Genomic DNA, 14865 nt, shown 5'->3' with positions numbered 1-14865 from the left:
GCTATCTGTTTCGCGGTACGCTGCAGCCCCGGCAGGGGATGCCGCCCCTGCTGGCGCTGCTGGTCACGCGCCCCGCCGCTAAAAACGAGTCAGGCCGCACACCGTGGCAGATTCAGGGAAAATGGTTACACCAGGAGTAAAAATGACGACATTAACGGCATTATCGCTGCACTTTCCCCTTGTCTGGTATGGCTTCCTGCTGCTGTTCGGCCTGGCGCTGGGCAGCTTTTACAACGTGGTGATCTATCGCCTGCCGCGCATGCTGACCCAGACCGCGGACGACGAGCGGATAAGCCTCAGCACCCCGAGATCATCCTGCCCGCAGTGCCGCCAGCCGATCGCCTGGCGGGACAATATCCCGCTGCTCAGCTTTCTCTGGCTGGGCCGCCGCGCCCGCTGCTGTCAGGCGCCCATCGCGTGGAGCTATCCGCTGACCGAGCTGGCCACCGGCCTGCTGTTTATGCTCGCCGGGGCATTGCTCGCGCCGGGCCTGCCGCTGGCGGGCGGCCTGGTGCTGCTCTCGTTCCTGCTGATGCTGGCGCGGATTGACGCCCGAACCCAACTGCTGCCTGACCGTCTGACACTGCCCCTGCTGTGGGCCGGGCTACTGTTTAATCTTAACGAGGTGTACATTGCCCTGCCGGACGCGGTCGCCGGGGCGATGGCCGGTTATCTGGCGCTGTGGTCGGTCTACTGGCTGTTCCGCCTGCTGACCGGGAAAGAGGCGCTGGGCTATGGCGATTTTAAGCTGCTGGCGGCGCTGGGCGCCTGGTGCGGCTGGCAGGTTCTGCCGCAGGTGCTGTTGCTCGCGTCGGCCAGCGGACTGGTGTGGACCCTGCTGCAGCGCCTGTGGTCCCGGCAGTCGCTGCAGCAGCCGCTGGCCTTCGGCCCCTGGCTGGCGCTGGCCGGAGGGGGCATTTTTCTCTGGCAGCAGATGGTCTAGCGACTACGAATATTTTTTGCTGCGCCGGGTCGGGGCGGTGTTGGCCGGATCGTCCGGCCAGACGTGTTTCGGGTAGCGTCCCTTCATCTCTTTCTGCACCTCGCGGTAGCTCCCCTGCCAGAAGGCGCTCAGATCGCGGGTGATCTGCAGCGGACGCTGGGCGGGCGACAGCAGCTCCAGCACCCGCCGGCGGGTTCTCCGCATGGTAACGGATCGCCAGACGGCTGCCGGTCGGCACGGTATAGTGCGTCGGCAGCTCGCGATCCAGCTTCTGGCGCAGCGGCCACGGCAGCCAGTCCTGTAGCGCCTGACGCAGATCCAGCGCCTTCAGCGCCCGCAGCGAGTGAACGCCGTTCATCTGCGGCAGCAGCCATGCCTCCAGCGAGGCCAACAGCGAAGCGTCATCCACCGCGGGCCACGCCTCTTCCGGCAGCCACTGCGCCGCACACTGTAGCCGCAGGCGCAGCTGCTCAGCCTCTGGCGTCCAGTTGAGCACACTGAGGCCTTTCTCACGAATCCCGTTGAGCATCGCCTGATGCAGCTCCACCTCAGAGGGTTTCGCCAGCGGCTGGGTCTTGATCACCAGCTGGCCTATCACCGTCCGCCGCCAGGCTTTCAGGGTCCCCTGCGCTTCATCCCACTCCACCGTGTCGGAACTTTTCGCCAGTTCAGGACGGGCGGCGATCAGCTCACCGATATCCACTGGCAGAGCCAACAGCATGCGGGCATCCGGCGAGGCGCTGCCCTGCAGCAGCAGCGGAGCGATCAGCCACTCATGGCGGCCCAGCGCGTCGTCGGCGTCCAGCATCGCGCCCATGCCGTTCGCCAGCTGGTAGCGCCCCTCCTGACCGCGGCGGCGGGCGATGCGATCGGCGAAGGCCGACGCCAGCAGCCCCGCTATTCGTCCGGCATCGGGCTGGCCGCTGCGGCGGGCCAGACGCTTCATCAGCTGCTGCGCCCGCTGCTGCCAGTTGGCCTGCTGACGGGAAAAGACGGCGCCCAAATCCGCCACCCCGCCGCGCGGCGGCTCCTCGAGGATCGCCGCCAGCTTTGCCGCCGTTGCCACCTCGTCATCGGTCTGCGCGGCGACCAGCATCGCCGCCAGTCGCGGCTCGTTGCCAAGGGTCGCCATTTTGCGGCCAAACGCCGACAACCGATCGCCGTCCAGCGCCGAGAGCGCCTCTAGCAGGCGGCGCGCGGCGGCCAGGTTGACCGCCGGCGGCTGATCCAGCCAGGCCAGCGCGGCCGGATCGTGGCAGCCCCACTGCAGCAGCTCCAGCAGCAGCGCCGACAGATCGCTGTGCAGGATCTCCGGCTCGCTCTGCGCCGCCGCCCGTTCGGCCTGTTCTTTGCCGAGCAAATGCAGGCAGATCCCCGGGGAGAGACGACCGGCGCGTCCGGCGCGCTGCGTCATTGATGCCTGACTAATGCGCTGCGTCACCAGCCGGGTCAGCCCGGTGCGCGGGTCAAAGCGGGCGACCCGCTCCTGGGCGCTGTCGACCACCAGGCGGATCCCCTCGATGGTCAGACTGGTCTCGGCAATGTTGGTGGCCAGCACCACTTTGCGCTTCCCGACCGGCGCGGGGAGGATCGCTTTACGCTGCTCACTTAAAGGCAACGCGCCATACAGCGGGCAGAGGATGACATCCTCCGCCACGCGCTCCGTCAGCTGGTCGAGAACGCGCTGGATCTCGCCGACGCCGGGCAGAAACAGCAGCATCGACCCCTGTTCATGACGCAACAGCTCCGCTGCCGCCACCGCCACGGCCTCATCAAAACGCTGGTGCGTGGGAAGCGGGTTGAAACGGCGCTCCACCGGATAAGCGCGCCCCTCCGAGACCACCACTGGCGCCTCAGGAAGCAGACGCTGCAGGCGATCGTTGTCGAGGGTCGCCGACATGATCAGCAACTTGAGATCGTCACGCAATCCCTGCTGGACGTCGAGCAGCAAGGCCAGCGCCAGATCCGCCTGCAGGCTGCGTTCGTGAAACTCATCGAGGATCACCAGCCCCACGCCCGCCAGCTCTGGATCGCGCTGGATCATGCGCGTCAGGATCCCCTCCGTAACCACCTCAAGGCGGGTCTGCGGCCCAACGCAGGTTTCGGCGCGCATGCGGTAACCCACGGTCTCCCCCGGCTTTTCGCCAAGCAGTTCAGCCAGCCGCTGCGCGACATTACGCGCCGCCAGGCGCCTCGGCTCCAGCAGGATAATGCGTCCCGCGATGTTGCCCTCGGCGAGGATCTGCAGCGGCAGCCAGGTCGATTTCCCGGCGCCGGTCGGCGCGTTGAGCAAAACCTGCGGCGCGTGCTGCAGGGCGGATAACAGTTCTGGGAGGACGGCGGCAACCGGCAATGAGGACACAAAAGGCTCCGGGGGTTAACATTCAGGGGCTCGCATTGTAGCATCCCCCTAATTCATTACCGAGTCTCTATCATGTCTGAGCCGAAAAGGCTGTTTTTTGCGCTTGAACTGCCGTCTGCCGTCCAGAAACAGATCGTCCAGTGGCGGGCAAGCCACTTCCCCGAGGATGCCGGCAGGCCCGTCGCGGCGGATAACCTCCATCTGACGCTGGCGTTTCTCGGCGAGGTGAGCGCGGAAAAACAGCGGGCGCTGGCCGCCCTCGCTGGCCGGCTGCGCCAGCCGGGCTTTACCCTGACACTGGACGATGCCGGACAGTGGCTGCGCTCGCGGGTGGTCTGGCTCGGGACCCGTCAGCCGCCGCGCGGCCTGCTGCAGCTCGCCAGTATGCTGCGCGCTCAGGCGGCGCGCAGCGGCTGCTATCAGAGCCCGCAGCCGTTTCATCCGCATATTACCCTGTGGCGCGATGCCCGCCAGGCGGTGCCGATCCCGGCTCCCGGCTTTCACTGGTCGTTTCCGGTGAACGAGTTCGTGCTTTATGAGTCCAGCTTCGGCCGGGGGCGCACGCGCTACACGGCGCTGGAACGTTATCCGTTTCATAAGGAAAGTTGATGCAGTTTGATCCGCCGTTACAGCCCGCTATTTTGCTTAAACGTTACAAACGATTTCTTGCTGACGTGGTTACCCCCGATGGCCGTGAGCTGACGCTTCACTGCCCCAATACCGGCGCAATGACCGGTTGCGCCGCCCCGGGCGACACCGTCTGGTATTCCACTTCTGACAATGCGAAGCGCAAATATGCCCATACCTGGGAATTAACTGAAACGCAGCAGGGCGCGGTTATTTGCGTCAATACGCTGCGCGCGAATTCGCTGGCAAAAGAGGCGATTTCCGCCGGAATAATCCCTGAGCTTTCAGGCTATAACCAACTGAAAAGCGAAGTGAAATATGGCGAAGAGAATAGCCGTATCGATATTATGTTGCAGGCAGATGACCGACAAAACTGCTATATTGAAGTGAAATCGGTTACGTTGGCGGAGAAAGAATACGGTTATTTTCCCGATGCGGTGACCACGCGCGGTCAGAAGCACCTGCGGGAGCTGATGGCCGTCGCGGCAAATGGCGACCGTGCGGTGATTTTATTTGCCGTTTTGCATTCGGCAATTGACCGTTTCTCTCCCGCGCATCATATTGATGCCAGATACGCACAGCTGTTAACAGAAGCCCGCGACAAGGGGGTGGAAATTCTCGCCTGGAAGGCGGAACTTTCTACGACGAAGATGACTCTGAATAAGCCGATTGCCGTGGTGTTAAACCCCGGGAAATAAGTGGCTAAATAGTGTTCGGGTCGCAAGCGCGAATACGCTTTTCTTCACAGGGTTGTCAAGTGTAACGTTTAGATAATTGCTATCCGGAAAAGCATCTGCTATTTATAGCGGCCTGATTTTCCCCCACATGGGGATCGATAGTGCGTGTTAAGGAGAAGCAACATGCAAGAAGGGCAAAACCGTAAAACATCGTCCCTGAGTATTCTCGCCATCGCTGGGGTGGAGCCGTACCAAGAGAAGCCGGGCGAAGAGTATATGAACGAAGCCCAGCTGGCGCACTTCAAGCGTATTCTTGAAGCATGGCGTAATCAACTCAGGGATGAAGTGGATCGCACCGTAACGCACATGCAGGATGAAGCTGCTAACTTCCCGGATCCGGTAGACCGTGCCGCCCAGGAAGAAGAGTTCAGCCTGGAACTGCGTAACCGCGACCGCGAACGTAAACTGATCAAAAAGATCGAGAAAACGCTGAAAAAAGTTGAAGATGAAGACTTCGGCTACTGCGAATCCTGCGGCGTGGAGATCGGCATTCGCCGTCTGGAAGCGCGTCCGACTGCGGATCTGTGCATTGACTGCAAAACCCTGGCGGAAATTCGCGAAAAACAGATGGCGGGCTAATCCCCTGCTGCCTCACTCTCTGGCGGGAGTCTCTCCCGCCTGGTTCTGTTGTCCGTAACATGACTGACTCACGCTATATTGGGCGCTTTGCTCCCTCCCCCTCCGGTGAACTCCACTTCGGCTCTCTGATTGCCGCGCTCGGCAGCTACCTGCAAGCCCGCGCGAACCAGGGTATCTGGCGCGTTCGCATTGAAGATATCGACCCGCCGCGTGAAGTCCCCGGAGCCGCCGACACCATTCTGCGCCAGCTTGACCACTACGGTCTGCACTGGGACGGCGACGTGCTCTGGCAGTCGCAACGACATGAAGCTTACCGCGAGGCGCTGGCCTGGCTGGGTGAACAAGGGCTGAGCTATTACTGCACTTGCACCCGCGCGCGGATCCATGCCGTAGGCGGGATCTACGATGGTCACTGCCGCGACCTCGGGCTGGGGGCGGAAAACGCCGCGCTGCGTCTACGCCAGACCCGTCCCGTGCTGCAGTTCACCGATCGCCTGCACGGTACGCTCATCGCCAATGAGCCGCTGGCGCGCGAGGATTTTATTATCCACCGTCGCGACGGCCTGTTTGCCTACAACCTGGCGGTGGTGGTTGATGATCACTTTCAGGGGATCACCGAGATCGTCCGCGGCGCTGACCTGATTGAGCCGACGGTCCGGCAGATTTCACTGTATCAGCATTTTGGCTGGCAGGCGCCGGACTACCTCCATCTGCCGCTGGCCCTCAATGCTGACGGGAATAAACTCTCTAAACAAAACCACGCACCGGCGCTGCCGGAAGGCGATCCGCGCCCCGAAATTGTCCGGGCGCTCCGGTTTCTTAATCAGGACATCGCCCAGGACTGGCAAGCCCTGAGCATTGACGATTTACTCAGTCAGGCCGTCGCCAACTGGCAGCCCGCAAAAATCGAGCATTCTCAAATGGCTCCCGCTGAGCTATGATTAGCCGCTATTTTTATACTGTATAGTTGATCTGAAGTCCGTCTGACACTACGAGGTGCACCATTTTTACCCGAGTCGCTAATTTTTGCCGTAAGGTGCTAAGCCGTGAGGAGCGCGAGGCAGAAGCCGCCGTCGAACCCATGCCTATGACGGTGATCCCGCGTGAGCAGCATGCTATTTCCCGCAAAGATATCAGTGAAAACGCCCTCAAGGTCATGTACCGCCTCAACAAGGCAGGCTACGAATCCTGGCTGGTCGGCGGCGGTGTCCGCGACCTGCTGCTTGGCAAAAAGCCGAAAGATTTTGACGTCACCACCAACGCCACGCCGGATCAGGTGCGCAAGCTGTTCCGCAACTGCCGTCTGGTCGGGCGACGTTTCCGCCTGGCGCACGTCATGTTCGGGCCGGAAATCATTGAAGTCGCCACCTTCCGCGGCCATCACGAAGGGCACACCACCGATCGCGTGACCTCCCAGCAGGGCCAGAACGGCATGCTGCTGCGCGATAACATCTTCGGCTCGATCGAAGAGGATGCCCAGCGTCGCGACTTCACCATCAATAGCCTTTATTACAGCGTGGCTGACTTTACCGTTCGCGACTACGTCGGCGGCATGAAGGATCTGCAGGACGGCGTGATCCGCCTGATCGGCAATCCGGAAACCCGCTATCGCGAAGATCCGGTGCGCATGCTGCGCGCGGTGCGCTTTGCCGCCAAGCTGGATATGAGCATCAGCCAGGAAACGGCTGAACCGCTGCCGCGCCTGGCCACCCTGCTCCACGACGTGCCGCCGGCACGCCTGTTCGAAGAAGTGCTTAAGTTGCTGCAGGCCGGGTATGGCTACCAGACCTATATGCTGCTGCGGGAATACAACCTGTTCCAACCGTTGTTCCCGACCATCACTCGCTACTTTACCGAGCGCGGCGACAGCCCGATGGAGCGCATCATCAGCCAGGTGCTGAAGAACACCGATACCCGCATTCATAACGACATGCGCGTCAATCCGGCCTTCCTCTTCGCGGTGATGTTCTGGTATCCGCTGCTGGAGACGGCGCAAAAAATCGCCCAGGAGAGCGGTCTGGCGTACTACGACGCCTTCGCCCTGGCGATGAACGATGTCCTGGACGAAGCCTGCCGTACGCTGGCGATCCCTAAGCGCATCACCACCCTTATTCGTGATATCTGGCAGCTGCAGCTGCGCATGTCCCGTCGTCAGGGCAAACGCGCCTGGAAGCTGATGGAACATCCGAAATTCCGTGCCGCCTACGATCTGCTGGAGCTGCGTGCCGGGGCGGAAAACAACAGCGAACTGCAGCGCCTGACCAAATGGTGGGGCGAATTCCAGGTTGCCGCGCCGCCGGAACAAAAAGACATGCTCAACGACCTCGGGGACGATCCGGCGCCACGCCGTCGCCACCGCCGTCCGCGCAAGCGCGCGCCGCGTCAGGGTAACGCATGACTCTGGTCTATATCGCGCTTGGCAGTAACCTTGCTTCTCCGCTGGAGCAGGTGCAGGCGGCCATCCGCGCGCTGGGCGATATTCCGCACAGCCGCGTGGTGAACGTCTCTTCGTTCTACCGCACGCCGCCGCTGGGCCCGCAGGATCAGCCGGACTATCTCAACGCCGCCGTCGCGCTGGAAACCACCCTGGCGCCCGATGCGCTGCTCGATCACACTCAGCGCATCGAGCTGCAGCAGGGTCGGGTGCGCAAAGCTGAACGCTGGGGACCGCGCACGCTCGACCTCGACATCATGCTGTTTGGCGATGAGGTCATCAATAGCCCGCGCCTGACCGTTCCGCACTACGATATGAAAAACCGCGGCTTTATGCTCTGGCCGCTGTTCGAGATCGCCCCGGATCTCCATTTTCCTGACGGCCCTGCGCTGCGCGCCGTGCTGGATAATCTGGGCGCGGAAAAACCCGCGAGCTGGTAATCCCCTCTCCCTTTTTTAGCATTTGCGGCGATCGTCGTAATCGGTTGCCCAAAATCATTGCCCCTCTGAATGCTGCTGTTAGAATGCCGGTTAATATGACTTTCATCATCAGGAAATGTTATGAAACCGACCACCATTGCCCTGCTGCAGAAATGCAAACAGGAAAAGAAGCGCTTTGCCACCATTACCGCCTACGACCATAGCTTCGCGAAGCTGTTCGCCGATGAAGGCATTAATGTGCTGCTGGTGGGCGATTCCCTGGGAATGACGGTACAGGGTCACGACTCCACCCTGCCGGTCACCGTGGAAGATATCGCCTATCACACCCGCGCCGTCCGCCGCGGTGCGCCGAACAGCCTGCTGCTTGCCGACCTGCCTTTTATGGCCTACGCCACTCCCGAACAGACCTTCGAAAATGCGGCCATCGTGATGCGCGCTGGCGCCAATATGGTCAAACTCGAAGGCGGCGCCTGGCTGGCCGATACCGTGAAGATGCTGGCGGAACGCGCGGTGCCGGTTTGCGGCCACCTCGGCCTCACGCCGCAGTCGGTAAACGTATTCGGCGGGTATAAAGTGCAGGGGCGCGGCGATGCGGCGCAGACCCTGTTTGAAGACGCGTTAGCGCTGGAAGCGGCTGGCGCGCAGCTGCTGGTGCTGGAGTGCGTGCCGGTAGAACTGGCGAAACGCATTACCGAAGCCCTGACCATTCCGGTGATCGGCATCGGCGCGGGCAACGTCACCGACGGGCAGATCCTGGTGATGCATGACGCATTCGGGATCACCGGCGGCCACATCCCTAAATTCGCTAAGAATTTCCTTGCCGAAGCGGGCGACATCCGCGCCGCGGTACGGCAGTATATTGCCGAAGTTGAATCCGGGGTCTATCCGGGCGAAGAACACAGTTTCCATTAAGGAGTCTTGTTGTGCTGATTATTGAATCCGTGCTGCTGCTGCGTCAGCATATCCGCCGTCTGCGTCAGGAAGGTAAGCGTATCGCGCTGGTTCCGACGATGGGCAACCTGCATGATGGTCATATGAAGCTGGTTGATGAGGCTAAAGCCAGCGCGGACGTGGTGGTGGTCAGTATTTTCGTCAATCCGATGCAGTTTGACCGCGCCGACGACCTGGCACGCTACCCGCGTACCCTGCAGGATGATTGCGAAAAGCTGAACAAGCGCCATGTCGACTTTGTCTTCGCACCGACGCCGGCGGAAGTCTACCCGCAGGGCACCGAAGGCCAGACCTACGTCGACGTCCCAGGCCTGTCCACTATGCTGGAAGGCGCCAGCCGCCCGGGCCATTTCCGCGGCGTGTCGACCATCGTCAGTAAGCTGTTCAATCTGGTTCAGCCGGACGTCGCCTGCTTCGGCGAGAAAGACTTCCAGCAGATGGCGCTGATCCGCAAGATGACCGCCGACATGGGCTACGATATCGAGATTATCGGCGTGCCGATCGTCCGCGCGAAAGATGGCCTGGCGCTGAGTTCGCGTAACGGCTACCTGACCGCCGACCAGCGCAAAATCGCCCCCGGCCTGTACAAGGTGCTGAGCACGGTGGCGGAAAAACTGGCCGCCGGCGATCGCCAACTCGACGAGATCATCGCTATCGCTGAACAGGAGCTGAATGAAAAAGGCTTCCGCGCCGACGACATTCAGATCCGCGATGCCGACACCCTGCTTGAGCTGACAGATGCCAGCCAGCGCGCGGTGATCCTGATGGCCGCCTGGCTGGGTCAGGCCCGCCTGATCGACAACCAGATCGTCACGCTCGGTCAGTAGACAGCGGGTAAAAATCGGGCAATACTTGCCCGGGCTTTTCTCAGGGCGGACGACCTGTCCGCTCTGCTACATTAAGGTTGAAGGGTAGAAGTTATGATGCGTAATATGCTGCAGGGCAAGCTCCACCGCGTAAAAGTCACGCAGGCTGACCTGCACTATGAAGGTTCATGCGCCATTGACCAGGATTTCCTGGATGCGGCCGGTATTCTGGAGAATGAAACCATTCACCTCTGGAACGTCACCAACGGCAACCGTTTCTCCACCTACGCCATTGCCGCCGAACGGGGTTCCAGAATCATCTCCGTCAACGGCGCCGCCGCGCACTGCGCCAGCGTCGGCGATATCCTGATCATCGCCAGCTTCGTCACCATGTCGGACGAAGAGGCGCGCACCTGGCAGCCCAACATCGCCTACTTCGAAGGCGACAACGAAATGAAGCGCCAGGCGAAAGCCATTCCGGTTCAGGTCGCCTGATGACCGCGGCGCTGCGCTCAGGCACAGCGCCGGTGTTACCCCTGCGGCTGGTTACTGATCAGCCGCGACATCGTCTCCAGCGAATCCGTCCGTAAGATATATAACCGCTTCAGCAGAAACGGATTGTCCCCCGGCTTCACCTTCCCCCGCACCGTCGTCACCGCCATATGAAATCCGGCGTCATTCGCCGCCTGCACCGCCGTGGCGTTATAGCCGCCGAAGGGATAGGAAAGGTAGAGAACATGCGGATTAAACTGGCTGAGCGCCCGGCGCGAGTGGGCGAAATCAAACAGAATATTATGGTAATTGCGGCTGAATAAAATCGGCCGGCGGCTGGCGTCAACCCGATGCAGGAAGTGGGTATGCGACTGAATATCAAAAACATCCTGGATCTGCCGTAGCTCAGAAATACTCATGAACTGCAGCGATTTCGGATCCCATTTCTGCGGATGGCGCTTAATACGCGAGGAGATAATAAATGCAGTGGCATGGAAGCCGTACTGTTTCAGCACCGGATAGGCGTAACGGTTTACCGATTTCAGGCCGTCATCGAAGGTAATGACCACTGCCCGCGCCGGAAGGTTGATTTTATTACGCACATAGCCTTCCAGTTGATACAAGGTCAGCGTGGTATAGCCCTGATCACGCAGCCAGGTCATCTGGTTGTTGAAGGCGCGTACCGAGGTGGTGGTCGAGGTATGGCGGAAACGGGTGTTCTCTTCGTCGCGCAGAATGTGGTGATAGGTCAGCACGGGAATACCGTTATCTTCCTGCGCATCCAGACTGCTGACCCACGCCAGCCGGTCGCCAATGCGGATCTGAAACCAGGTCTGATTGAGCCGGTCTTTCAGCTTGCTGAGGATCGGATAGCGCAGATTAGTGGCCAGCGTACCAAACGGCACGCTGCTCACTGAAGGAGCGTCATAGAGCGGCGTATCTTTCCAGGTGAGTAAATTCTGGTTACTCAACGGTTTATTGAGATCCCCCAGTCGGTCCTCCACTCGCTGTTTACCCTGTACCGGCTCGAGGTGGCCTTTATCAATAAACCCGGTGCCGAAGCCGAAGCGAAATTCATAATAGTCAGCCGCCGTCGGGACGACCGCGAGGATCTGCCCGGCACGCACATTGCCGACGCTGACCACACGGTTCCCCACCTGCGCCCAGATAACCGCGTCTTCGGTGGTTTGCATATAGCGCACAGGCTTGCCCTGCTGGCTAAGCAGGCTGGCGGAAGCGCTGAGCGAGGTCAGTAAAAAAAGAAGCGTAAAAAATCGGGCAAGCATGCGCATCGAACCGGTAAACCATCAACGGCAGCTATTGTAACAAAAGCAGCATCTGTCACGCTGCTTAATTTCCGAAGGTATCATGACGCAAGCGGAACGGGGGATTCTTCTGCTGCTGATGCCACAAGCTGCTCACCATCGGCCCGCCCGCACTGACGATAGTCTGACGGAACGCATCGCTGCTTAACGTGCCCCGCAGCAGATACATTCGCTCAAGTAATGAATAGCTGACGCCGGAGATCACTTCGCAATGGGTATGCTTGTGGCTCATCAGCGCGGCGGCCCGATAAGGTGCCGCGCCGGTTCTGTCGGTCAGGAAAATGACGCCATCCCCGGAGTCGGTGGCATGCAGCGCATCGCACATCATCCGGCTCAACATATTGCTGCTGAGATTGCGCCAGTAATTGACCGCCCGACACTGGGCCAGCGGACCAAACTTTTGTTCAAGACGATCCAGCATCTCCTGCGCCAGCTCATCGTGACAGGTAATAACCCAACCAAGCATGCTTCCCTCCTTAGCCAGCAAACAATGTAGCAAGGGGAGGATGGCGTATCGGTGATGGCGGTCAAAGATAAGCGGTTAGCGCTTCGCGTATTGGCGTCAGGAAGCGCTAACCGTGATGAACATCAGCTGCGCAGGCCGCGGCCGCGCTGGATTAACGACCAGCAAAGCAGATAGAAGGCGACGATGAAGACCACCAGCACCGCAAAGGTGGTCACCAGCGGCACATCGTTGATACCCAGGAAGCCGAAGCGGAAACCGCTGATCATGTAGACGATGGGATTCAAATGCGACAGCCCCTGCCAGAACGGCGGCAGCAGGGTCAGCGAATAGAACACCCCGCCGAGGTAGGTCAGCGGCGTCAGCACAAAGGTCGGGATCAGGCTGATGTCGTCAAAGGTCTTGGCAAACACCGCGTTCAACAGGCCCGCCAGCGAGAACAGCACCGCGGTGAGGAGCAGCGTCAGGGCGACAAACAGCCAGGAGTGAACCTGGAACGGCACAAAGAACAACGACACCGCCGTCACCAGGATACCCACGCACAGCCCGCGCGCCACGCCACCGCCAACGTAGCCGGCGATAATGACATGCGTTGGCACCGGCGCCACCAGCAGCTCTTCAATATTGCGCTGAAACTTGGCGCTGAAGAACGACGAGGCGACATTAGCGTAAGCGTTGGTGATCACCGCCATCATGATCAGGCCCGGCACGATAAACTGCATATAGGTAAAGCCATGCATCTCGCCGATGCGCGACCCGATCAGGTTGCCAAAAATCACGAAGTACAGGGTCATGGTGATCACCGGCGGCACCAGCGTCTGGATCCAGATGCGCATAAAACGGTGGATCTCTTTGGTCCAGATGCTTTTCAGCGCGACCCAATAAAGCTGCATCATGCTGACTCTCCTTTTCGCTCATGCACCAGCGTGACAAACAGCTCTTCCAGACGGTTAGCTTTGTTACGCATACTCAGTACCTGCACCCCCTGGGCGCTCAGTTGGGCAAAGACGCTGTTAATCCCCTGCTCGCGCAGAACCTCGACTTCCAGCGTCGAGGTATCGACCAGCTGGTACTGGTAGCCTTCGAGCTTCGGTACCGGGCTTTTTGGCGCGAGGTCGAGAATAAAGGTCTCAGACTTTAGCTTCGACAGCAGCGCTTTCATCGAGGTGTTTTCCACCAGCGCGCCGTGCTGGATGATGCCGATGTTGCGGCACAGCATTTCGGCCTCTTCGAGATAGTGGGTGGTCAGGATAATGGTGGTCCCGCGATCGTTCAGATCCTTGAGAAAGCCCCACATTGAGCGACGCAGTTCAATATCGACGCCAGCGGTCGGTTCGTCGAGGATCAGCAGCTTCGGCTCATGCATTAACGCGCGGGCGATCATCAGGCGACGCTTCATCCCGCCGGAGAGCATCCGCGCGCGTTCGTTGCGTTTTTCCCACAGATCGAGCTGTTTTAGGTATTTTTCGCTGCGGGCGACGGCTTCCTTGCGTTCCACGCCGTAGTAGCCCGCCTGGTTAACGACGATCTGCTGCACGGTCTCGAACGGGTTGAAGTTAAACTCCTGCGGCACCAGGCCAAGCTGACGCTTGGCGTTGACGACATCTTTTTCCAGATCGTAGCCAAAGACATTGACCTGACCGGAGGTTTTATTCACCAGCGAACTGATGATGCCGATAGTCGTGGATTTTCCGGCCCCGTTCGGCCCCAGCAGGGCATAGAAATCCCCCGCCTCGACCTGCAGGTCGATTCCCCGCAGCGCCTGAACCCCGCCGGGGTAGGTTTTTTTGAGCTGTTTTAATTCCAGAGCAATGGTCATTAAATATCTCTTCTCGTGTCGTGACACGTCATTAATCCGCCTGACTCTCGTTTGCGTTCTACTGGCGCTGGCGCCGCTAACGCATCGGTAGCCTGACGTATCACGGGTTAAGATGGTTTTAAAAAAGGTGAGCTTACCCTATATTAGCGCAACGCACTTACTTGGTTACAGGCCGATAACGTCCATGAATGATATAGATACACTCATCAGCAATAATGCACTATGGTCAAAAATGCTGGTGGAAGAGGACCCCGGCTTTTTTGAGAAACTGTCGCAGGCGCAGAAACCGCGCTTTCTGTGGATTGGCTGCTCTGACAGCCGCGTTCCCGCTGAGCGACTTACCGGCCTGGAACCAGGCGAACTGTTTGTCCATCGTAACGTCGCCAATCTGGTGATCCACACCGACCTGAACTGCCTGTCGGTGGTGCAGTATGCCGTCGATGTCCTCGAAGTCGAGCACATTATCATCTGCGGCCATTACGGCTGCGGCGGCGTGCAGGCGGCGGTGGAAAACCCGGAGCTGGGGCTCATCGACAACTGGCTGCTGCATATCCGCGATATCTGGTTTAAGCACAGCTCACTGCTGGGTGAAATGCCGGAGGAGCGCCGTCTGGATACCCTTTGCGAACTCAACGTGATGGAGCAGGTGTACAACCTGGGACATTCGACGATTATGCAATCGGCGTGGAAGCGCGGACAGAAGGTCACCATCCACGGCTGGGCATACGGCATTCACGACGGGCTGCTGCGCGATCTGGATGTCACCGCCGTGAGCCGGGAAACCCTCGAACAGCGCTATCGCCACGGGATCTCCAACCTCAAGATCAAGCATATCAACCACAAATAGCCTTCAGACTTAGCCACCCTGGAGAGCGCGGCGCGCGCTG

At 59.9% G+C, this 14865-nt stretch carries 15 protein-coding genes and 2 pseudogenes; 12 read left to right on the top strand and 5 right to left on the bottom strand.

Features of this window, described 5'->3' with window-relative positions; genetic code table 11:
* Nucleotides 1–140: pseudogene (locus CWM53_RS17915) on the top strand (type II secretion system protein N); the annotation flags it as partial.
* Nucleotides 141–142: 2 nt separating this feature from the next.
* Nucleotides 143–943 (top strand): prepilin peptidase, encoded by an 801-nt coding sequence (locus tag CWM53_RS17910; RefSeq protein WP_074386847.1) that lies wholly within the window; start codon nt 143–145, stop codon nt 941–943.
* A 3-nt stretch (nt 944–946) separates the two neighbouring features.
* Here CWM53_RS17910 and hrpB read toward each other — a convergent pair.
* Nucleotides 947–3305: pseudogene (gene hrpB / locus CWM53_RS17905) on the bottom strand (ATP-dependent helicase HrpB).
* Nucleotides 3306–3377: 72 nt separating this feature from the next.
* Here hrpB and thpR point away from each other — a divergent pair.
* The 9 genes from thpR (at nt 3378) to panD (ending at nt 10374) form a co-directional block, all read left to right on the top strand.
* Entirely contained in the window at nt 3378–3914 is a 537-nt protein-coding gene (gene thpR, locus CWM53_RS17900; RefSeq protein WP_008807387.1) for an RNA 2',3'-cyclic phosphodiesterase, read from the top strand.
* Nucleotides 3914–4630, top strand: a complete 717-nt coding sequence (gene sfsA / locus CWM53_RS17895; protein ID WP_008807388.1) for a DNA/RNA nuclease SfsA — start codon at nt 3914–3916, stop codon at nt 4628–4630. Before thpR ends, sfsA begins: the two co-directional genes overlap by 1 nt.
* A gap of 162 nt (nt 4631–4792) precedes the next feature.
* Complete coding sequence (dksA, locus tag CWM53_RS17890) at nt 4793–5248, top strand: RNA polymerase-binding protein DksA (protein WP_007749299.1); 456 nt, start codon at nt 4793–4795, stop codon at nt 5246–5248.
* 59 nt (nt 5249–5307) lie between these two features.
* Entirely contained in the window at nt 5308–6189 is an 882-nt protein-coding gene (gluQRS, locus tag CWM53_RS17885) for a tRNA glutamyl-Q(34) synthetase GluQRS (protein ID WP_061155730.1), read from the top strand.
* A gap of 62 nt (nt 6190–6251) precedes the next feature.
* Nucleotides 6252–7646: a polynucleotide adenylyltransferase PcnB gene (gene pcnB, locus CWM53_RS17880; RefSeq protein WP_071839121.1), complete on the top strand. Its 1395-nt coding sequence runs from the start codon at nt 6252–6254 to the stop codon at nt 7644–7646.
* Nucleotides 7643–8122: a 2-amino-4-hydroxy-6-hydroxymethyldihydropteridine diphosphokinase gene (gene folK / locus CWM53_RS17875; protein WP_074386850.1), complete on the top strand. Its 480-nt coding sequence runs from the start codon at nt 7643–7645 to the stop codon at nt 8120–8122. The genes pcnB and folK overlap by 4 nt, the downstream gene beginning before the upstream one ends.
* Nucleotides 8123–8242: 120 nt before the next feature.
* Nucleotides 8243–9034: a 3-methyl-2-oxobutanoate hydroxymethyltransferase gene (panB, locus tag CWM53_RS17870; protein WP_025714105.1), complete on the top strand. Its 792-nt coding sequence runs from the start codon at nt 8243–8245 to the stop codon at nt 9032–9034.
* An 11-nt stretch (nt 9035–9045) separates the two neighbouring features.
* Nucleotides 9046–9900, top strand: a complete 855-nt coding sequence (gene panC, locus CWM53_RS17865; RefSeq protein ID WP_100729980.1) for a pantoate--beta-alanine ligase — start codon at nt 9046–9048, stop codon at nt 9898–9900.
* 93 nt (nt 9901–9993) lie between these two features.
* Nucleotides 9994–10374, top strand: a complete 381-nt coding sequence (gene panD / locus CWM53_RS17860; protein ID WP_008807395.1) for an aspartate 1-decarboxylase — start codon at nt 9994–9996, stop codon at nt 10372–10374.
* A 35-nt stretch (nt 10375–10409) separates the two neighbouring features.
* On the opposite strand, the gene CWM53_RS17855 is transcribed toward panD, so the two are convergent.
* From CWM53_RS17855 to CWM53_RS17840, 4 genes are all read right to left on the bottom strand, one after another.
* Nucleotides 10410–11663 carry a polysaccharide deacetylase family protein gene (locus CWM53_RS17855; protein WP_074386852.1) on the bottom strand — a complete coding sequence of 418 codons (1254 nt, stop codon included), beginning with the start codon at nt 11661–11663 and terminating at the stop codon, nt 10410–10412.
* 58 nt (nt 11664–11721) lie between these two features.
* Nucleotides 11722–12162, bottom strand: a complete 441-nt coding sequence (locus CWM53_RS17850; RefSeq protein ID WP_061155735.1) for a PTS sugar transporter subunit IIA — start codon at nt 12160–12162, stop codon at nt 11722–11724.
* 122 nt (nt 12163–12284) lie between these two features.
* On the bottom strand, nt 12285–13055 hold the full coding sequence (locus CWM53_RS17845) for an ABC transporter permease (protein ID WP_044614773.1): 771 nt from the start codon (nt 13053–13055) through the stop codon (nt 12285–12287).
* Entirely contained in the window at nt 13052–13978 is a 927-nt protein-coding gene (locus tag CWM53_RS17840; RefSeq protein ID WP_008807399.1) for an ABC transporter ATP-binding protein, read from the bottom strand. Before CWM53_RS17840 ends, CWM53_RS17845 begins: the two co-directional genes overlap by 4 nt.
* 184 nt (nt 13979–14162) lie before the next feature.
* Between CWM53_RS17840 and can the strand changes: the two genes are divergently transcribed.
* Nucleotides 14163–14825, top strand: a complete 663-nt coding sequence (gene can, locus CWM53_RS17835) for a carbonate dehydratase (RefSeq protein WP_012542834.1) — start codon at nt 14163–14165, stop codon at nt 14823–14825.
* The last annotated feature ends 40 nt before the right edge of the window (nt 14826–14865 follow it).

Origin of the sequence: Klebsiella sp. A-Nf5, from assembly GCF_002810545.1 — a bacterium.
GTDB lineage: Bacteria > Pseudomonadota > Gammaproteobacteria > Enterobacterales > Enterobacteriaceae > Klebsiella > Klebsiella variicola.
Note: the sequence above shows the minus strand (reverse complement) of the source record. Positions and strands in the feature narration are given on the sequence as shown.